Below are 18,872 nucleotides of genomic sequence, written 5' to 3'. Positions count from 1 at the left end.
ATGAAGTTGCCAGTCAGAGAATTTGATGCCGTTGTTGTGGGCGCTGGTGGCGCGGGTATGCGTGCCGCGCTGCAGATTTCCCAGTCGGGCCAGAGCTGCGCCCTGTTATCCAAAGTTTTCCCAACCCGTTCCCACACTGTCTCCGCGCAGGGCGGTATTACCGTCGCGCTGGGTAACAGCCATGAAGACAACTGGGAATGGCATATGTACGACACGGTGAAGGGTTCCGACTATATCGGCGACCAGGACGCCATCGAATATATGTGTAAAACCGGCCCGGAAGCGATTCTGGAGCTGGAACATATGGGCCTGCCGTTCTCCCGTCTGGACGACGGCCGCATCTATCAGCGTCCGTTCGGCGGCCAGTCGAAAAACTTCGGCGGCGAGCAGGCGGCACGTACCGCAGCGGCGGCTGACCGTACCGGCCATGCGCTGCTGCACACGCTTTATCAGCAGAACCTGAAAAACAAAACCACCATCTTTTCCGAATGGTACGCGCTGGATCTGGTGAAAAACGCCGATGGCGCTATCGTCGGCTGTACCGCGCTGAATATTGAAGATGGCGAAGTCGTCTATTTCAAAGCGAAAGCGACAGTGCTGGCGACCGGCGGCGCTGGCCGTATCTATCAGTCCACCACTAACGCACATATTAATACCGGCGACGGCGTCGGCATGGCGCTGCGCGCTGGCGTGCCGGTGCAGGATATGGAAATGTGGCAGTTCCACCCGACCGGCATTGCCGGCGCAGGCGTGCTGGTAACGGAAGGGTGTCGCGGCGAAGGCGGCTACCTGCTGAACAAGCATGGCGAACGCTTTATGGAACGCTACGCGCCTAACGCGAAAGATCTGGCTGGCCGCGACGTGGTCGCGCGCTCCATGATGATCGAAATCCGCGAAGGCCGCGGCTGCGAAGGCCCGTGGGGCCCGCATATCAAGCTGAAGCTCGACCACCTGGGCAAGGATGTGCTCGAAGCGCGTCTGCCGGGCATTCTGGAGCTGTCCCGCACTTTCGCCCATGTCGATCCGGTCAAAGAGCCGATTCCGGTTATCCCGACCTGCCATTACATGATGGGCGGCATTCCCACCAGAGTAACCGGTCAGGCGCTGACGCTGAACGAGCAGGGCGAAGACGTGGTGGTACCTGGACTCTTCGCGGTAGGCGAAATCGCCTGTGTATCCGTTCACGGCTCCAACCGTCTCGGCGGCAACTCGCTGCTGGATCTGGTGGTCTTTGGTCGCGCGGCTGGCCTGCATCTGCAGCAGTCGGTGCAGGAGCAGGGCGAGCTGCTGGAAGCCACCGATGAAGAGATCGAAGCTTCGCTGGCTCGTCTTAACCGCTGGAACAGCACCGAAACCGGCGAAGACCCGGCCGAGCTGCGCAAAGCGCTGCAAACCTGTATGCAGAACAACTTCTCGGTGTTCCGCGAAGGCGACGCGATGGCTAAAGGTCTGGAAGAGTTGAAAGTGCTGCGTGAGCGTCTGAAAAACGCCCGTCTGGATGACCGTTCACCTGATTTCAACACCCAGCGCATTGAGTGCCTGGAGCTGGATAACCTGATGGAAACGGCTTACGCCACGGCGGTAGCGGCCAACTTCCGTACGGAAAGCCGTGGGGCGCATAGCCGCTTCGATTACCCGGAACGTGACGATGCAAACTGGCTGTGCCACAGCGTTTATCTGCCGCAGAGCGAGAGCATGACTCGCCGCGAGGTAAACATGGAGCCAAAACTGCGCGCGGCTTTCCCGCCGAAAGCTCGCACCTACTAGTTTGCGGAGTAAGAGATGAAAATCGAATTTTCAGTTTATCGTTACAACCCCGATGTGGATGACGCGCCGCGCATGCAGGACTACAGCCTGGAGTCGGAAGAAGGGCGCGACATGATGCTGCTGGATGCCTTAATCCGCCTGAAAGAAAAAGATCCGACACTGGCGTTTCGTCGCTCCTGTCGCGAGGGCGTTTGCGGCTCTGACGGCATCAACATGAACGGCAAAAACGGCCTGGCCTGCATCACGCCGGTTTCCGCGCTCGGCGCGGGAAAACGTAAGATTGTTATCCGTCCGCTGCCCGGATTGCCGGTTATCCGCGATTTGGTAGTAGACATGGGACAGTTCTACACTCAATATGAGAAAATTAAGCCTTACCTGTTGAATAATGGGCAAAATCCACCGGCGCGCGAGCATCTGCAGCAGCCGGAGCAGCGCGAGAAGCTGGACGGCCTGTACGAGTGTATTCTGTGCGCCTGCTGCTCCACTTCCTGCCCGTCGTTCTGGTGGAATCCGGACAAATTTATCGGGCCGGCTGGGCTGTTGGCCGCCTATCGTTTCCTGATCGACAGTCGCGACACCGAAACCGGCGCGCGCCTGGATGACCTTAACGATGCGTTCAGCGTGTTCCGCTGCCACAGCATCATGAACTGCGTCAGCGTTTGTCCGAAAGGGCTGAACCCGACGCGCGCCATTGGCCATATCAAGTCGATGCTGCTGGCGCGAAGCGCGTAAGCGCTAACCTGTCGGGAGCAAGCCTCCCGACTGTTTTATCAGGCCGTGCCTGCAGGCGCGACCGAGGGCAAGCCGCTGACGCGGCGCGGGGCTTAGCTGTTCCGTTACATAAATCACGGCAACAAAAAAGCGTAATGCTTTAAGGGATCACAATGCAGAACAGCGCGATGAAACCCTGGCTGGACTCCTCCTGGCTGGCCGGCGCGAATCAGACCTATATAGAGCAGCTCTATGAGGATTATCTGACCGATCCTGACTCTGTCGATGAGGCCTGGAAAACGCTGTTTCAACAGCTTCCGGGTCATGGAGTCAGGCCGGAGCAGTTCCACTCCACCACTCGCGAATATTTCAAACGTCTGGCGAAAGATGCTTCTCGCTACACCTCCTCCGTCAGCGATCCCGACACCAATGCCAAACAGGTTAAGGTGCTTCAGCTGATCAACGCCTTCCGCTTCCGTGGTCACCAGCAGGCCAATCTCGATCCGCTGGGCCTGTGGAAGCAGGAGCCGGTGCCGGATCTGGACCCCGCGTTCCACGATTTAACCGAAGCGGACTTCCAGGAAACCTTCAACGTCGGCTCTTTCGCCTTTGGCAAAGAGACCATGAAGCTGGGCGATCTGTTCAGCCTGCTGAAGCAGACCTACTGCGGCTCGATTGGCGCGGAATATATGCACATCACCAATACCGAAGAGAAGCGCTGGATCCAGCAGCGAATCGAATCGGTAGCGGGCCAGGCCTCTTTCTCTGGCGAAGAGAAAAAAGGTTTTCTGAAGCAGCTGACCGCGGCGGAAGGGCTGGAGCGTTATCTTGGCGCTAAATTCCCCGGTGCGAAACGCTTCTCGCTGGAAGGCGGCGATGCGCTGGTGCCGATGCTGAACGAAATGATTCGTCATGCCGGGAAAAGCGGCACGCGCGAAGTCGTACTGGGCATGGCGCACCGTGGCCGTCTGAACGTGCTGATCAACGTGCTGGGTAAAAAGCCGCAGGATCTGTTCGACGAGTTCGCCGGCAAGCATAAAGAGCATCTCGGTACCGGTGACGTGAAATACCATATGGGCTTCTCGTCCGACGTGGAAACCGAAGGCGGCATGGTACACCTGGCGCTGGCGTTTAACCCGTCGCATCTGGAAATCGTCAGCCCGGTCGTTATGGGTTCCGTTCGCGCACGTCTGGATCGCCTGGACGAGCCGCGCAGCAGTAAAGTGCTGCCGATCACCATTCACGGCGACGCGGCGGTGACCGGTCAGGGCGTGGTGCAGGAAACACTGAACATGTCCCAGGCGCGCGGCTACGAAGTCGGCGGCACCGTGCGTATCGTGATCAACAACCAGATTGGTTTCACGACCTCCAATCCACAGGACGCGCGTTCTACGCAGTACTGTACCGATATCGGCAAAATGGTGCTGGCGCCGATTTTCCACGTCAACGCTGACGATCCGGAAGCGGTCGCCTTTGTCACCCGCCTGGCGCTGGACTTCCGCAATACCTTTAAGCGTGATGTCTTTATTGACCTGGTTTGCTATCGCCGTCACGGCCACAACGAAGCCGATGAGCCAAGCGCGACGCAGCCGGTGATGTACCAGAAGATCAAAAAGCATCCAACGCCGCGTAAACTCTACGCCGACCGTCTGGAAGCGGAGAAAATCGCTACGCTGGAAGACGCCACCGAGATGGTCAATCTCTATCGCGACGCGCTGGACGCAGGCGAATGCGTGGTGCCGGAATGGCGTCCGATGAGCCTGCACTCCTTTACCTGGTCGCCATACCTCAACCACGAATGGGATGAGAGCTATCCTTCCACGCTGGATCTCAAGCGTCTGCAGGAGCTGGCGAAGCGCATCAGCACGGTGCCGGAAGCGATCGAGATGCAGTCGCGCGTCGCTAAAATCTATACCGACCGCGCCGCGATGGCTGCGGGCGAAAAGCTTTTCGACTGGGGCGCGGCGGAAAACCTGGCCTACGCAACCTTGCTGGATGAGGGCATTCCCTGCCGTCTTTCCGGCGAAGATATGGGCCGCGGCACCTTCTTCCATCGCCACGCGGTGATTCACAACCAGGCGAACGGCTCGACCTATACGCCGCTGCAGCATATCCACAACGGTCAGGGCACGTTCCGCGTCTGGGATTCCGTGCTTTCCGAGGAAGCGGTGCTGGCGTTTGAATATGGTTATGCCACCGCAGAACCGCGCACGCTGACCATCTGGGAAGCGCAGTTCGGTGACTTCGCCAACGGCGCGCAGGTGGTTATCGACCAGTTCATCAGCTCCGGCGAGCAGAAATGGGGCCGGATGTGTGGCCTGGTGATGCTGCTGCCGCACGGTTATGAAGGACAAGGCCCGGAGCACTCCTCCGCGCGCCTGGAACGTTATCTGCAGCTCTGCGCCGAGCAGAATATGCAGGTTTGCGTGCCTTCTACGCCAGCCCAGGTCTACCACATGCTGCGTCGCCAGGCGCTGCGCGGTATGCGCCGTCCGCTGGTGGTGATGTCGCCTAAATCGCTGCTGCGTCATCCGCTGGCGGTTTCTTCGCTTGAAGAGCTGGCCAACGGCGGCTTCCAGCCAGCAATCGGCGAAATCGACGATCTCGATCCGAAAGGCGTCAAGCGCGTGGTGCTCTGCTCCGGCAAAGTTTATTACGACCTGCTGGAAAAACGCCGCAAAAACGAGCAGACCGACGTCGCTATCGTCCGTATCGAACAGCTTTATCCTTTCCCGCACAAAGCGGTGCAGGAAAAACTCCAGCAGTACGCGCACGTGCACGATTTTGTCTGGTGTCAGGAAGAGCCGCTGAATCAGGGCGCCTGGTACTGTAGCCAGCATCACTTCCGTGAAGTCGTGCCTTTCGGCGCTTCATTACGTTACGCCGGTCGTCCCGCTTCGGCCTCGCCGGCAGTGGGCTATATGTCCGTTCACCAGCAGCAGCAGCAAGATCTGGTTAATGACGCGCTGAACGTTAATTAATTAAAGGAAAAATAATGAGTAGCGTAGATATTCTCGTCCCCGACCTGCCTGAATCCGTCGCCGATGCCACCGTCGCGACCTGGCACAAGAAACCAGGCGATGCGGTGACCCGCGACGAAGTGCTGGTTGAAATCGAAACCGACAAAGTGGTGCTGGAAGTGCCTGCCTCTGCTGACGGCGTACTGGAAGCGATTCTGGAAGATGAAGGCGCCACCGTCACGTCCCGTCAGCCTTTGGGTCGCCTGAAAGAGGGCAACAGCGGCGGCAAAGAGAGCTCCGCTAAATCGGAAGAGAAAGAGTCTACTCCGGCGCAGCGCCAGAGCGCTTCGCTGGAAGAAGAAAGCAACGACGCGCTCAGCCCGGCCATCCGCCGCCTGATCGCCGAGCACGGTCTGGAGCCTTCAGATATTAAAGGCACCGGCGTAGGCGGTCGGTTGACTCGCGAAGATGTCGAGAAGCATCTGGCGAAAGCGCCAGCCGCGAAAGCCGCCGCGCCAAAAGCGCCGGAAGCCGCCGCTGCCGCACCGTCGCTGGCTGGCCGTAGCGAAAAACGCGTGCCGATGACCCGTCTGCGTAAGCGTATCGCCGAGCGTCTGCTGGAAGCGAAAAACAGCACCGCGATGCTGACCACGTTCAACGAAGTCAACATGCAGCCGATCATGAACCTGCGCAAGCAGTACGGCGAGGCCTTTGAAAAGCGTCACGGTATCCGTCTGGGCTTTATGTCCTTCTACCTGAAAGCGGTCGTTGAAGCGCTGAAGCGTTTCCCGGAAGTGAACGCCTCTATCGATGGCGAAGATGTGGTTTACCACAACTACTTTGACGTCAGCATCGCCGTTTCCACGCCGCGTGGCCTGGTGACGCCGGTACTGAAAGATATCGACGCGCTGGGCATGGCGGATATCGAGAAGAAAATCAAAGAGCTGGCAATCAAAGGCCGCGACGGCAAGCTGACCGTAGACGAACTGACCGGCGGTAACTTCACCATCACCAACGGCGGCGTCTTCGGCTCGCTGATGTCCACGCCGATCATCAACCCGCCGCAGAGCGCTATCCTGGGTATGCATGCCATTAAAGATCGTCCGATGGCGGTCAATGGTCAGGTGGTGATCCTGCCGATGATGTATCTGGCGCTCTCTTACGATCACCGTCTGATCGACGGCAAAGAGTCCGTGAGCTTCCTGGTAGCGATTAAAGAGCTGCTGGAAGATCCGTCTCGACTGCTGCTGGACGTTTAATTCCTGTCGGGCGCGGGGAAAGCCGCGCCCAACCCTATGTGTGGCCGACATACCAGCATGATGCCGGATGCGGCCGAGTCTTTTCCGAACTGGATGGATTAACAACATGAACTTACATGAATATCAGGCAAAACAGCTGTTCGCCCGGTATGGTTTACCGGCTCCCGTCGGCTATGCCTGCACCACTCCACGCGAAGCAGAAGAAGCCGCTTCTAAAATTGGCGCTGGCCCGTGGGTCGTGAAATGTCAGGTTCATGCCGGAGGCCGTGGTAAAGCGGGCGGCGTGAAGGTAGTAAAAAGCAAAGAAGAGATCCGCGCCTTTGCCGAACACTGGCTGGGCAAACGCCTGACCACTTATCAAACCGACGCTAACGGTCAGCCGGTCAACCAGATCCTGGTGGAAGCGGCAACCGATATCGACCAGGAGCTCTACCTGGGCGCAGTAGTGGATCGCGGCACCCGTCGCGTTGTGTTTATGGCTTCCACCGAAGGCGGCGTGGAAATCGAAAAAGTGGCGGAAGAGACGCCGCACCTGATCCACAAAATGGCGCTGGACCCGTTAACGGGCCCGCAGCCTTACCAGGGCCGCGAGCTGGCGTTTAAGCTGGGTCTGAGCGGCAAGCAGGTTGGTCAGTTCACCAAAATCTTTATGGGTCTGGCGACCATGTTCCTGGAGCGCGATCTGGCGCTGGTAGAGATTAACCCGCTGGTCATCACCAAACAGGGCGATCTGATCTGCCTGGACGGCAAGCTGGGCGCGGACGGCAATGCGCTGTTCCGTCAGCCGGAGCTGCGTGAAATGCGCGATCCAAGCCAGGAAGATTCCCGTGAAGCGCACGCGGCGCAGTGGGAACTGAACTACGTGGCGCTGGAAGGCAACATCGGCTGTATGGTTAACGGCGCAGGTCTGGCGATGGGCACCATGGACATCGTTAAGCTGAGCGGCGGCCAGCCAGCCAACTTCCTGGACGTTGGCGGCGGCGCAACCAAAGAGCGCGTGACCGAAGCCTTTAAAATCATTCTCTCCGACGACGCGGTTAAAGCCGTATTCGTTAACATCTTCGGCGGTATCGTGCGCTGCGACCTGATTGCCGACGGCATCATCGGCGCAGTAGCCGAAGTGGGCGTAAACGTGCCTGTCGTGGTGCGTCTGGAAGGAAACAACGCCGAGCTGGGCGCGCAGAAACTGGCGGACAGCGGCCTGAATATTATTGCAGCAACCAGCCTGAGCGACGCGGCGCAGCGCGTTGTGGCCGCAGCGGAGGGTAAATAATGTCCATTCTGATCGATAAAAACACCAAAGTAATCTGCCAGGGCTTCACCGGCGGCCAGGGGACTTTCCACTCCGAGCAGGCGCTGGCTTACGGTACGCAGCTGGTTGGCGGCGTAACGCCAGGCAAGGGCGGCACCGAGCACCTGGGCCTGCCGGTATTCAATACCGTGCGTGAAGCGGTAGAAGCGACCGGCGCGACCGCCTCCGTGATCTACGTTCCGGCGCCGTTCTGCAAAGACGGCATCCTGGAAGCGATTGAAGCGGGCATCAAGCTGATTATCACCATCACCGAAGGCATCCCGACGCTGGATATGCTGACCGTGAAAGTGAAGCTGGATGAAGCTGGCGTGCGTATGATCGGCCCGAACTGTCCGGGCGTGATTACCCCAGGCGAATGCAAAATCGGCATCATGCCTGGCCATATCCACAAGCCAGGCCGTATCGGCATCGTTTCCCGTTCCGGTACGCTGACCTATGAAGCCGTTAAGCAGACCACCGACATCGGCTACGGCCAGTCTACCTGCGTGGGTATCGGCGGCGACCCGATTCCGGGCTCCAACTTCATCGATATCCTGAAGCTGTTCCAGGACGATCCGCAAACTGAAGCGATCGTGATGATCGGCGAGATCGGCGGCAGCGCGGAAGAAGAAGCGGCAGCCTTTATCAAAGAGCACGTCACCAAGCCGGTAGTTGGCTATATCGCCGGCGTGACCGCGCCGAAAGGCAAGCGTATGGGCCATGCTGGCGCCATCATCGCGGGCGGCAAGGGCACGGCGGACGAGAAGTTTGCCGCGCTGGAAGCTGCAGGCGTGAAAACCGTGCGTAGCCTGGCCGATATCGGCGACGCGGTGAAAAGCGTACTGCCACAGTAAGTCAGAATGATGACTGCATCAGGCCGCCTCCGGGCGGCCTTTTTTATTGGTAAAAAAAGAGATAAATCACGCAATAATAACTATATTAATTAAGTCTGGCTTATTATATAAGCTCCCTTAAATAATCCTTTCGCTATTTTTTAATTGCATGCAAATTTAAAATAATTGTTTTAATAATATTTATTTTATTAATCTAAATGGATTATTTTGTTAAGGTTATATTTTTCATCGCTTATTTTGCCGGTTCGATTAATGTAGATCAAAGAAACCACTTTTATTTCCCCGCTTATTGCTGGCTAAAAGGGGGCTTTGGGATTAAATTGCTCTGCGTCAAAAAATCAGTTTTACGCTATCAATAATAAACGGGCGAATTCTGCGTCGATCGCAAATTATGTCGAACGCCGCTTACCCGAAACCCTATGGCGTAATGCTCTCTGGTTTCACTAAATTCAATTAGTTATCAACAGGGCGCCTGCGCCCGCTGGTTAGCGATCCTGTTCTGCCACCGCATCGGCGCGGGGATAACACTGAGCAAGGAGCAAGGAGTCAACATGTTAGATATAGTCGAACTGTCGCGTTTACAGTTTGCGCTAACGGCTATGTACCACTTTCTGTTTGTGCCTTTAACGCTGGGAATGGCGTTTTTACTGGCAATTATGGAAACGGTCTATGTGCTGTCAGGCAAACAAATTTATAAAGACATGACCAAATTCTGGGGCAAGTTATTTGGTATTAACTTTGCGCTGGGCGTGGCTACCGGACTGACGATGGAATTCCAGTTCGGCACCAACTGGTCCTATTACTCTCATTACGTCGGCGATATCTTTGGCGCGCCGCTGGCGATTGAAGGCCTGATGGCCTTTTTCCTTGAATCCACCTTTGTCGGCATGTTCTTTTTTGGCTGGGATCGCCTGAGCAAGGTGCAGCATCTGACGGTCACCTGGCTGCTGGCGCTGGGCTCTAACCTGTCAGCGCTGTGGATCCTGGTGGCCAATGGCTGGATGCAGAATCCGGTGGGATCGGAATTCAACTTTGAAACCATGCGCATGGAGATGGTCAGCTTTTCCGAGCTGGTGCTTAACCCGGTCGCGCAGGTGAAATTCGTGCATACCGTCGCGGCAGGTTACACCTGCGGCGCCATGTTTATCATGGGCATCAGCGCTTACTATTTACTGCGCGGTCGCGATATCGCCTTTGCTAAACGCTCTTTCGCCATCGCGGCCAGCTTCGGTATGGCGGCCGTGCTGGCGGTCATCCTGCTGGGCGACGAATCCGGCTATGTGGTCGGCGACGTGCAAAAAACCAAGCTGGCCGCCATTGAGGCGGAATGGGAAACGCAGCCTGCACCGGCGGCTTTCACGCTGTTTGGTTTGCCGGATCAACAGGCGGAGCAGAACCGTTACGCGGTTCAAATCCCCTGGGCGCTGGGGCTGATCGCCACCCGTTCAGTAGATCAACAGGTCACCGGTATTAAAGACCTGATGAAGCAGCATGAAATTCGTATCCGTAACGGCATGCACGCCTATCAGCTGCTGGAACAGCTGAGGGAAGGAAACAGCGATCCGGCGGTACGTGCGGCCTTTAACGAGGCGAAGCAGGATTTAGGCTATGGGCTGCTGCTGAAGCGCTATACGCCAAACGTGGCTGACGCCAGCGAAGCGCAGATCCGTCAGGCGACGCAGGATTCTATCCCGCGTGTAGCGCCGCTCTATTTTTCTTTCCGTATCATGGTCGCCTGCGGCGTACTGATGCTGCTGATTACCACCTGCTGCTTCTGGAGCGTAATCCGCAACCGCATCGGCAAGAGCCGCTTCCTGCTGAAGTGCGCGCTGTACGGCATTCCGCTGCCGTGGATCGCGGCGGAAGCGGGCTGGTTTGTGGCGGAATATGGCCGTCAGCCCTGGGCGATCGGCGAGGTGCTGCCAACGGCGGTGGCGAGTTCGTCTCTGACCGTGGGGCAGATCCTCTTTTCTCTGCTGCTGATCTGCGGTCTTTATACGCTGTTCCTGATCGCCGAAATGTACCTGATGTTCAAATTCGCCCGACGCGGGCCGAGCAGCCTGAAAACGGGGCGTTATCACTTTGAACAGTCCGTTCGTACCGAAGCAGGAGCCTGAAGATGATTACCTATGAACTGCTGCGTTTTGTCTGGTGGGTGCTGGTTGGCGTACTGCTGATCGGCTTCGCCGTCACCGATGGTTTTGATATGGGCGTTGGCATGTTGGGCCGGATAATCGGTCGCAATGACGTCGAGCGCCGCATTATGATCAACACTATCGCGCCGCATTGGGACGGCAACCAGGTGTGGCTGATCACCGCTGGCGGCGCGCTATTCGCCGCCTGGCCGATGGTTTACGCCGCCGCCTTTTCCGGTTTCTACGTGGCGATGATTCTGGTGCTGGCTTCGCTGTTTTTCCATCCGGTGGGATTTGATTATCGTTCCAAAATCGAAAATCCACGCTGGCGCGGCACGTGGGACTGGGGCATTTTTATCGGCAGCTTCGTGCCGCCGCTGGTGATTGGCGTGGCTTTCGGCAACCTGCTGCAGGGCGTACCTTTCTATATTGATGAATATATGCGCCTGTTTTATACCGGTAGCTTCTTCCAGCTGCTTAATCCTTTTGCGCTGCTGGCTGGCGTGGTCAGCGTCACTATGATCCTGACGCAGGGCGCGACTTATCTGCAGATGCGCACCACGGGCGAGCTGCGGTTAAGATCGAAAACGATCGCGCAGATCGCCACGCTGGTGATGATGGTCTGTTTTGCCCTGGCGGGTATCTGGGTGAAATATGGCATTGAGGGCTATCAGCTGGTTTCCACGCTGGATCACAATGCCGCCTCCAACCCGCTGGCGAAAGAAGTCGCGCGTGAAACCGGCGCCTGGCTGACGAACTTCAATCAGATGCCGCTGCTGTGGGCGATACCTTTGCTGGGCGTGGTGCTGCCACTATTGACCGCGCTCTTCTCGCGTACCGACAAAGGCGGCTGGGCGTTTTTCTTCTCTTCGCTGACGGTAGCCTGCGTGATCCTGACGGCGGGCGTGGCGATGTTCCCCTTTGTGATGCCGTCCGCCACCGTGATGAACCACAGTCTGACCATGTGGGACGCCACATCCAGCCTGCTGACACTGAAGATTATGACCGTCACGGCGATGATCTTCGTGCCGATCATTTTGATCTACAGCAGCTGGTGCTACTACAAAATGTTTGGCCGCGTGACCCGCGAACAGATTGAGGCCAACACGCATTCCCTTTACTGATTAAGGAGCTGAACTATGTGGTATTTCGCCTGGATCCTCGGCACGCTGCTGGCCTGCGCCTTTGGCGTGATCACCGCGCTGGCTATTGAGCATCTCGACAGCGCCTCATAAAGGCGCCCTGGCTGCTTTAGCCGCTGCTTTTACCCTGACGGGCCGGTTCGCTGGCCCGTTTCCTTATCCCCCTCTTTACGCCGTCGCCGACAGGCTTTTTTCGCCTCGCTTTATGTCAGTAAACGTTTAAGATTTCTCCTTAAAACCACATAATTGTTTCCGGAAGATAATTATTTTGTTTAGCCTCTGGCAATCCATTCCAAAGGCGTATGCTCTTGCGTATAGTAGCAACGTTTAAAAAGTCATACCGGGATGTAGAGTGAGTACAACGCTGTTTCGATGGCCGGTGCGGGTCTACTATGAAGATACCGACGCCGGTGGTGTGGTTTACCACGCCAGCTATGTCGCTTTTTATGAACGGGCACGTACCGAGATGCTGCGCCAGCACCATTTCAGCCAACAGACGCTGCTGGAACAGCAGGTCGGGTTTGTCGTGCGTCGCCTCACGGTCGATTACCTGGCTGCCGCGCGTCTCGATGACCTGCTCGAGGTGCAGAGCGAAGTGGTTAAAATGACCAGAGCGACCATGACGTTCGCACAACGCATTGTTAATGCAGAAGGCCAGACGCTGAACGAAGCGGAAGTGCTGATCGCCTGTATCAATCCACATCTGATGAAGCCTATTGCGCTTCCCAAGTCTATTGTCGCGGAGTTCAAGCAGTGACTGACATGAACGTTCTTGATTTGTTCCTGAAGGCGAGCCTTCTGGTCAAACTTATCATGGTGATTTTGATTGGCTTTTCTATTGCCTCCTGGGCAATCATTATCCAGCGAACCCGCATCCTGAATGCGGCGAGCCGCGAGGCGGACGCTTTCGAAGACAAGTTCTGGTCGGGTATCGAGCTGTCGCGTCTCTATCAGGAAAGCCAGGCCCGGCGGGACGAGCTTGCCGGTTCCGAACAGATTTTCTATTCGGGCTTTAAAGAGTTCGCCCGTCTGCACCGCGCTAACAACCATGCGCCGGAAGCGGTCGTGGAAGGCGCGACGCGCGCTATGCGTATCTCGCTGAATCGTGAACTGGAAACGCTGGAAAACCACATTCCTTTCCTCGGCACCGTAGGATCGATCAGTCCTTATATCGGCCTGTTTGGTACGGTTTGGGGGATTATGCACGCCTTTATCGCGCTGGGCGCGGTGAAACAGGCCACGCTGCAGATGGTGGCGCCAGGGATTGCAGAAGCGCTGATCGCTACGGCTATCGGTCTGTTTGCGGCTATTCCGGCGGTCATGGCCTATAACCGCCTGAACCAGCGCGTGAATAAGCTGGAGCAGAATTACGATAACTTTATGGAAGAGTTCACCGCTATTCTGCACCGTCAGGCGTTCTCTAGCGAGTCAAGGTAGGAGCGCCCCATGGCCAGAACGCGTGGTCGCGGCAAACGCGACCTGAAGTCTGAAATCAATATTGTTCCGCTGCTCGACGTTCTGCTGGTACTGCTGCTGATCTTTATGGCGACGGCGCCGATTATCACCCAGAGCGTAGAGGTGGATCTGCCGGACGCCACGGATTCCAAAACGGTTGCCAGCGATGATAATCCGCCGGTAATTGTTGAAGTGGCGGGCGTTGGGCAATACAGCCTGGTGGTCGATCACGATCGCATGGAACAGCTACCGCCAGAGCAGGTCGTCGCCGAAGCGCAGCGTCGCATTGAAGCTAATCCGAAGACGGTGTTCCTGATCGGCGGCGCGAAGGATGTGCCTTACGATGAGATCATCAAGGCGTTGAACCTGCTGCATCAGGCGGGCGTGAAGTCGGTCGGATTAATGACGCAGCCGATTTAATTGCGGGCCGTTTTTGGGAATCGAAAGTGTCGAAGGTAACCGAACAGAACGATAAGTTAAAACGTGCCGTCATCATCTCAGCGGTTCTGCATATCATTGTGATTGCGCTGCTGATCCTGAGTTCGTTTGACGAACATATCGACGCCAGCAGCAGCGGCGGCGGCGGTAGCGATATCGATGCCGTGATGGTCGATCCCGGCGCGATAGTGGAGCAGTATAATCGCCAGCAGAATCAGCAGAGCGACAGCCAGCGCGCCGAGCAGCAGCGGCAGAAGCAGGCCGCTCAGCAGGCGGAAGAGCTGCAGCAGAAGCAGGCGGCGGAACAGCAGCGCCTGAAAGCGCTGGAAAAAGAGCGGCTGCAGGCCCAGCAGGAAGCGAAGAAGCAGGCGGCGGAACAGGCGGCCGAGCAGAAAAAAGCCGAGGAAGCGGCGAAACAGGCGGCCGAGCAGCAGAAAGCTGAAGAAGCGGCGAAGCAGGCGGCTGAACAGCAAAAACAGGCGGCGGCACAGGCGAAAGCGGAAGCCAAAGCTCAGGCTGATGCCAAAGCGGCTGCGGCGGCCGAGGCGAAAGCCAAAGCGCAGGCCGATGCCAAAGCGCAGGCCGATGCGCAGGCGAAAGCGGCGGCGGACGCGCAGAAGAAAGCGGAAGCCGAGGCGAAAAAAGCCGCTGCCGATGCGAAAAAGCAGGCCGAAGAGAAAGCGGCGGCAGCCGCAGAAGCGGCTAAAGTGAAGGCGGCGCAGGAGGCGAAAGCCAAAGCGCAGGCGGATGCTAAGGCGCAGGCTGCTGCCGAAGCGAAGGCGGCGAAAGAGAAAGCCGCCGAGGAAGCGAAAGGAAAAGCAGAAGCGGCGAAGGAAAAAGCGGCCGCGGAAGCGAAAGCGAAAGCGGAAGCGGCGGCGAAGGCCAAAGCGGAGGCGGCCGAAAAAGCGAAAGCCGAGGCGGCGGCGAAAGCCAAAGCGGATGCGGCGGCCAAAGCGAAAGCGGCAGCGGATGCGAAGAAAAAAGCGGCGGCGGAAGCGGCAAAAGAGAGCAGCGACGTCGACGATCTGCTGGGCGGCCTGACCTCCGGCAAAAACGCGCCTAAAGCGGGTAAATCCGGCAGCGCGGGTGCGGCAGGGCAGGGCAACGCGAAAAAAGCGGGCGCCTCGCAGGCGGCGATTGACAGCTATCTGGGTCAGGTAAAAAGCGCGATAGAAGGGAAATTTTACGACGCGGATACATTTAAAGGCCGGACTTGCGATGTACGTATTAAGCTTGCTCCAGATGGGTTGCTGATTTCCGCAACTTCAGCCGGCGGGGATGAAGCGCTGTGTCAGGCCGCGATCAACGCCGCCCGCATGGCAAGAATTCCTAAACCATCAGCCGATGTTTATCAGGAAGTCAAAAGCGCAGTATTAGAGTTTAAGCCTTAGAGAATTCCGGTATTACCCGGCAGGTTGAACTATGGTCAACTTGCCGTACTCTATAAATGCACCATTGGTTCGTTGAAACACTGCTAATTATCGTGGACGTAGCGTTCAGGTAAGGGAGAAAAGATGAAGCAGGCATTACGTGTAGCACTAAGTTTCCTGATGCTGTTTGTCGCCGTGGCGCATGCAGAAGTTCGAATTGAGATTACTCAGGGCGTTAACACCGCACGTCCTATCGGCGTAGTGCCGTTTAAATGGGCTGGCCCGGGCGCGGCGCCGGAAGATATCGGCGGCATCGTAGCGGCGGATCTGCGTAACAGCGGCAAATTTAACCCGCTGGATCGCGCTCGTCTGCCGCAGCAGCCTGGCTCCGCGGCGGAAGTTCAGCCTGCGGCCTGGACCGCGCTGGGCATTGACGCGGTGGTTGTTGGTCAGATCCAGCCTGGCGCCGACGGCAGCTATACCGTCTCTTACCAGCTGGTGGATACCTCAGGAAATCCGGGTGCCGTGCTGGCGCAAAATCAATATAAAGTCACTAAGCAGTGGCTGCGCTATGCAGCGCATACCGCCAGTGATGAAACTTTTGAAAAGCTGACCGGCATCAAGGGCGCGTTCCGCACCCGCATCGCTTACGTGGTGCAGACTAACGGCGGCCAGTTCCCGTATGAGCTGCGCGTTTCCGATTACGACGGTTACAACCAGTTTGTGGTGCACCGTTCGCCGCAGCCGCTGATGTCGCCAGCCTGGTCGAAAGATGGCAGCAAGCTGGCCTACGTGACCTTTGAAAGCGGCAAATCGGCGCTGGTGATCCAGACGCTGGCCAACGGCGCTATCCGCCAGGTTGCCTCTTTCCCTCGTCATAACGGCGCGCCTTCTTTCTCGCCTGACGGCAGTAAACTGGCGTTCACGCTGTCGAAATCCGGCAGTATGAACCTGTACGTAATGGATTTAGGTTCAGGTCAGATCCGTCAGGTGACCGATGGCCGCTATAACAGCACCGAACCGACCTGGTTCCCGGACAGCCAGACGCTGGCCTACACCTCCGATCAGGCCGGTCGTCCGCAAATCTATAAAATCAGTGTGAACGGCGGCGCGCCGCAGCGCCTGACCTGGGAAGGCGCTCAGAATCAGAACGCCGATGTCAGCACTGATGGTAAATCTTTGGTGATGGTTAGCACCAACGGCGGTGCGCAGCATATCGCCAGACAGGATCTGGAAACGGGAGCCGTTCAACAATTAACGGACACGTTCCTGGACGAAACGCCTAGCCTCGCGCCGAACGGTACTATGGTGATCTACAGTGCTACTCAGGGCATGGGATCCGTACTGCAACTGGTGTCGACCGACGGTCGTTTCAAAGCGCGTCTTCCGGCTACCGATGGACAGGTAAAATCGCCTGCCTGGTCGCCGTATCTGTGATGCATATAAATATGTATGGCAAACAATAATAGGATTGTAGAAATGCAACTGAATAAAGTGCTGAAAGGCTTAATGCTGGCACTGCCAGTTATCGCAGTGGCTGCATGTAGCTCACACAAAAACAACAACAACGACCAGACCAACGGTATGGGCGATGATGCAAACGGCGGCATGAACAGCGGCATGAACGGCGGCGGCAATATGTCCTCCGACGAGCAGGCTCGTCTGCAGATGCAGCAGCTGCAGCGTAACAACATCGTTTACTTCGGCCTGGACAAGTATGACATCCAGTCCGAGTTCGCTCAGATGCTGGACGCGCACGCGACCTTCCTGCGTAACAACCCATCCTACAAAGTGACCGTAGAAGGTCACGCGGATGAGCGCGGTACGCCAGAGTACAACATCGCCCTGGGCGAACGTCGTGCTACCGCCGTGAAAATGTACCTGCAGGGTAAAGGCGTTTCCGCTGACCAGATCTCTATCGTTTCTTACGGTAAAGAGAAGCCAGCTGTACTGGGCCACGACGAATCGGCTTACGCCAAAAACCGTCGTGCCGTACTGGTATACTAAGAGAGTCACATGATTAGTAACTTCAGACTTCACTTGCTGGGTCTGTCGTTACTGGTTGGCGTAGCGGCCCCCTGGGCCGCTAATGCCCAGGCGTCAATCAGTAACGTAGGTTCAGGCTCGGTCGAAGACCGCGTCACCTCGCTTGAGCGTATCTCTAATGCTCAGGCACAGCTTCTCCAGCAGTTTCAACAGCAGCTTTCCGATAATCAGCGCGATATCGATTCGCTTCGCGGTCAGATTCAGGAAAACCAGTATCAGCTCAATCAAATCACTGAACGTCAAAAAGGTATTTACGAGCAGATTGATAAACTGAGCAGCGGCGGCGCTTCAGCTTCGGCCGACGCAGCGCCGGCGGCAGCCGCAGACGGCGCTGCAGCCAGCGACAGCGCTTCCGCTGCGCCGGTACAGGGCGGCGATGCCAACAGCGATTACAATGCGGCTGTGGCGCTGGTATTAGAGAAAAAGCAGAACGAGCAGGCTATTGCTGCTTTTCAGGCTTTTATCAAAAAATATCCCGATTCAACTTACCAGCCTAATGCCAACTACTGGCTGGGACAGCTGAATTACAACAAGGGTAAAAAAGACGACGCGGCCTACTATTTTGCCACCGTGGTGAAAAATTACCCTAAGTCGCCGAAAAGCGCCGACGCGCTGTATAAAGTGGGTGTGATCATGCAGGAGAAGGGCGACAGCGCGAAAGCGAAAGCCGTTTACCAGCAGGTGATCAAACAGTACCCAAATAGCGATGCGGCGAAACAAGCCCAAAAACGCGCGGCTGCGCTGTAATTAACCGCCTGAGGCCCGGTTTCGGCTATTTTCTGGCCCGGTCGGGTGAAACGCAGGCAGTTGAACGGCTTATCTGAAAATAGTGGTTGCGCTGAAACGGTAAATCAGTAATATATGCCGCCGTTGCCGGGACATATGTTAAAACGTTCTGACAGCGCAAAAGTGGGTCGTTAGCTCAGTTGGTAGAGCAGTTGACTTTTAATCAATTGGTCGCAGGTTCGAATCCTGCACGACCCACCACTAATTAAAGTAGTACCAGGTGTTAAGCGTGAAGGAGAGATATCCTGCACGACCCGACACTCATTAAGGCAGTACCGCATGATGCGGGTCGTTAGCTCAGTTGGTAGAGCAGTTGACTTTTAATCAATTGGTCGCAGGTTCGAATCCTGCACGACCCACCACTAATTAAAGTAGTATCAGGTGTTAAGCGTGAAGGATTTGAACCTGCAGCAGGTTCGGGTTGAACGAAGTGAAACAACGTTGCAAGGCAACGGGCCGTCAGGCCGAGGGACACCGAGTTATCCTGCACGACCCACCACTAATTAAAGTGGTATCAGATGTTAAGCGTGAAGGATTTGAACCTTTAGCTATCAGATATCAAGCGGCAGGCAGTACCAGAGCGGGTCGTTAGCTCAGTTGGTAGAGCAGTTGACTTTTAATCAATTGGTCGCAGGTTCGAATCCTGCACGACCCACCA

16 protein-coding genes, 3 tRNA genes and 1 other RNA gene are annotated in these 18,872 nt (G+C 56.7%); all 20 read left to right on the top strand.

Annotation, left to right across the window (positions count from 1 at the left end; all coding sequences use genetic code 11):
* The 20 genes from sdhA to MKZ79_RS16805 all read left to right on the top strand — a co-directional run bounded on the left by sdhA (nucleotide 1) and on the right by MKZ79_RS16805 (nucleotide 18,872).
* Entirely contained in the window at nucleotides 1–1,767 is a 1,767-nt protein-coding gene (gene sdhA / locus MKZ79_RS16900) for a succinate dehydrogenase flavoprotein subunit (protein WP_336143753.1), read from the top strand.
* 15 nt (nucleotides 1,768–1,782) lie between these two features.
* On the top strand, nucleotides 1,783–2,499 hold the full coding sequence (locus MKZ79_RS16895; protein ID WP_125288638.1) for a succinate dehydrogenase iron-sulfur subunit: 717 nt from the start codon (nucleotides 1,783–1,785) through the stop codon (nucleotides 2,497–2,499).
* 152 nt (nucleotides 2,500–2,651) lie between these two features.
* The gene (gene sucA / locus MKZ79_RS16890; RefSeq protein ID WP_336143752.1) at nucleotides 2,652–5,459 is read left to right on the top strand and encodes a 2-oxoglutarate dehydrogenase E1 component; all 2,808 of its coding nucleotides are present in this window, start codon (nucleotides 2,652–2,654) and stop codon (nucleotides 5,457–5,459) included.
* Nucleotides 5,460–5,473: 14 nt separating this feature from the next.
* Nucleotides 5,474–6,697, top strand: a complete 1,224-nt coding sequence (gene odhB, locus MKZ79_RS16885) for a 2-oxoglutarate dehydrogenase complex dihydrolipoyllysine-residue succinyltransferase (protein ID WP_336143750.1) — start codon at nucleotides 5,474–5,476, stop codon at nucleotides 6,695–6,697.
* 106 nt (nucleotides 6,698–6,803) lie between these two features.
* Complete coding sequence (gene sucC, locus MKZ79_RS16880; RefSeq protein ID WP_336143749.1) at nucleotides 6,804–7,970, top strand: ADP-forming succinate--CoA ligase subunit beta; 1,167 nt, start codon at nucleotides 6,804–6,806, stop codon at nucleotides 7,968–7,970.
* The gene (gene sucD / locus MKZ79_RS16875; protein ID WP_336143748.1) at nucleotides 7,970–8,842 is read left to right on the top strand and encodes a succinate--CoA ligase subunit alpha; all 873 of its coding nucleotides are present in this window, start codon (nucleotides 7,970–7,972) and stop codon (nucleotides 8,840–8,842) included. The genes sucC and sucD overlap by 1 nt, the downstream gene beginning before the upstream one ends.
* Before the next feature lie 551 nt (nucleotides 8,843–9,393).
* Nucleotides 9,394–10,959: a cytochrome ubiquinol oxidase subunit I gene (gene cydA / locus MKZ79_RS16870; protein ID WP_336143747.1), complete on the top strand. Its 1,566-nt coding sequence runs from the start codon at nucleotides 9,394–9,396 to the stop codon at nucleotides 10,957–10,959.
* A 2-nt stretch (nucleotides 10,960–10,961) separates the two neighbouring features.
* Nucleotides 10,962–12,101: a cytochrome d ubiquinol oxidase subunit II gene (gene cydB / locus MKZ79_RS16865; RefSeq protein WP_336143745.1), complete on the top strand. Its 1,140-nt coding sequence runs from the start codon at nucleotides 10,962–10,964 to the stop codon at nucleotides 12,099–12,101.
* Nucleotides 12,102–12,116: 15 nt separating this feature from the next.
* Complete coding sequence (cydX, locus tag MKZ79_RS16860; RefSeq protein ID WP_336143744.1) at nucleotides 12,117–12,212, top strand: cytochrome bd-I oxidase subunit CydX; 96 nt, start codon at nucleotides 12,117–12,119, stop codon at nucleotides 12,210–12,212.
* Between the two features lie 259 nt (nucleotides 12,213–12,471).
* Nucleotides 12,472–12,876, top strand: coding sequence for a tol-pal system-associated acyl-CoA thioesterase (gene ybgC, locus MKZ79_RS16855; protein ID WP_336143742.1), 405 nt, complete (start codon nucleotides 12,472–12,474; stop codon nucleotides 12,874–12,876).
* Nucleotides 12,873–13,556: a Tol-Pal system protein TolQ gene (gene tolQ / locus MKZ79_RS16850; protein WP_336143741.1), complete on the top strand. Its 684-nt coding sequence runs from the start codon at nucleotides 12,873–12,875 to the stop codon at nucleotides 13,554–13,556. The genes ybgC and tolQ overlap by 4 nt, the downstream gene beginning before the upstream one ends.
* Nucleotides 13,557–13,565: 9 nt before the next feature.
* On the top strand, nucleotides 13,566–13,994 hold the full coding sequence (gene tolR / locus MKZ79_RS16845) for a colicin uptake protein TolR (protein WP_336143740.1): 429 nt from the start codon (nucleotides 13,566–13,568) through the stop codon (nucleotides 13,992–13,994).
* 26 nt (nucleotides 13,995–14,020) lie between these two features.
* Nucleotides 14,021–15,403 carry a cell envelope integrity protein TolA gene (tolA, locus tag MKZ79_RS16840; RefSeq protein WP_336143739.1) on the top strand — a complete coding sequence of 461 codons (1,383 nt, stop codon included), beginning with the start codon at nucleotides 14,021–14,023 and terminating at the stop codon, nucleotides 15,401–15,403.
* Nucleotides 15,404–15,526: 123 nt separating this feature from the next.
* Entirely contained in the window at nucleotides 15,527–16,819 is a 1,293-nt protein-coding gene (tolB, locus tag MKZ79_RS16835; RefSeq protein ID WP_336143738.1) for a Tol-Pal system beta propeller repeat protein TolB, read from the top strand.
* Between the two features lie 42 nt (nucleotides 16,820–16,861).
* Nucleotides 16,862–17,389: a peptidoglycan-associated lipoprotein Pal gene (pal, locus tag MKZ79_RS16830; RefSeq protein WP_336143737.1), complete on the top strand. Its 528-nt coding sequence runs from the start codon at nucleotides 16,862–16,864 to the stop codon at nucleotides 17,387–17,389.
* 9 nt (nucleotides 17,390–17,398) lie between these two features.
* Entirely contained in the window at nucleotides 17,399–18,175 is a 777-nt protein-coding gene (gene cpoB, locus MKZ79_RS16825; protein ID WP_336143736.1) for a cell division protein CpoB, read from the top strand.
* A 164-nt stretch (nucleotides 18,176–18,339) separates the two neighbouring features.
* Nucleotides 18,340–18,415: transfer RNA gene (locus tag MKZ79_RS16820), tRNA-Lys, on the top strand.
* Between the two features lie 85 nt (nucleotides 18,416–18,500).
* Nucleotides 18,501–18,576, top strand: a tRNA-Lys gene (locus tag MKZ79_RS16815).
* 14 nt (nucleotides 18,577–18,590) lie between these two features.
* Nucleotides 18,591–18,713: non-coding RNA, RtT sRNA (locus MKZ79_RS16810), on the top strand.
* Nucleotides 18,714–18,796: 83 nt separating this feature from the next.
* Nucleotides 18,797–18,872 (top strand) — tRNA-Lys (locus MKZ79_RS16805).

The sequence above is a fragment of the Erwinia sp. CGal63 genome (assembly GCF_037026505.1).
Lineage (GTDB): Bacteria > Pseudomonadota > Gammaproteobacteria > Enterobacterales > Enterobacteriaceae > Erwinia.
This window is presented reverse-complemented; position numbering and strand designations above follow the sequence as displayed.

Bases quoted from the DNA above. Each gene is read 5' to 3' on its own strand.
- cydB (WP_336143745.1), top strand. From the start codon at position 10,962: ATGATTACCTATGAACTGCTGCGTTTTGTCTGGTGGGTGCTGGTTGGC.
- sucA (WP_336143752.1), top strand. From the start codon at position 2,652: ATGCAGAACAGCGCGATGAAACCCTGGCTGGACTCCTCCTGGCTGGCC.
- cydA (WP_336143747.1), top strand. From the start codon at position 9,394: ATGTTAGATATAGTCGAACTGTCGCGTTTACAGTTTGCGCTAACGGCT.
- pal (WP_336143737.1), top strand. From the start codon at position 16,862: ATGCAACTGAATAAAGTGCTGAAAGGCTTAATGCTGGCACTGCCAGTT.
- tolB (WP_336143738.1), top strand. From the start codon at position 15,527: ATGAAGCAGGCATTACGTGTAGCACTAAGTTTCCTGATGCTGTTTGTC.
- sucD (WP_336143748.1), top strand. From the start codon at position 7,970: ATGTCCATTCTGATCGATAAAAACACCAAAGTAATCTGCCAGGGCTTC.
- tolR (WP_336143740.1), top strand. From the start codon at position 13,566: ATGGCCAGAACGCGTGGTCGCGGCAAACGCGACCTGAAGTCTGAAATC.
- MKZ79_RS16895 (WP_125288638.1), top strand. From the start codon at position 1,783: ATGAAAATCGAATTTTCAGTTTATCGTTACAACCCCGATGTGGATGAC.
- cydX (WP_336143744.1), top strand. From the start codon at position 12,117: ATGTGGTATTTCGCCTGGATCCTCGGCACGCTGCTGGCCTGCGCCTTT.
- odhB (WP_336143750.1), top strand. From the start codon at position 5,474: ATGAGTAGCGTAGATATTCTCGTCCCCGACCTGCCTGAATCCGTCGCC.
- sdhA (WP_336143753.1), top strand. From the start codon at position 1: ATGAAGTTGCCAGTCAGAGAATTTGATGCCGTTGTTGTGGGCGCTGGT.
- cpoB (WP_336143736.1), top strand. From the start codon at position 17,399: ATGATTAGTAACTTCAGACTTCACTTGCTGGGTCTGTCGTTACTGGTT.
- sucC (WP_336143749.1), top strand. From the start codon at position 6,804: ATGAACTTACATGAATATCAGGCAAAACAGCTGTTCGCCCGGTATGGT.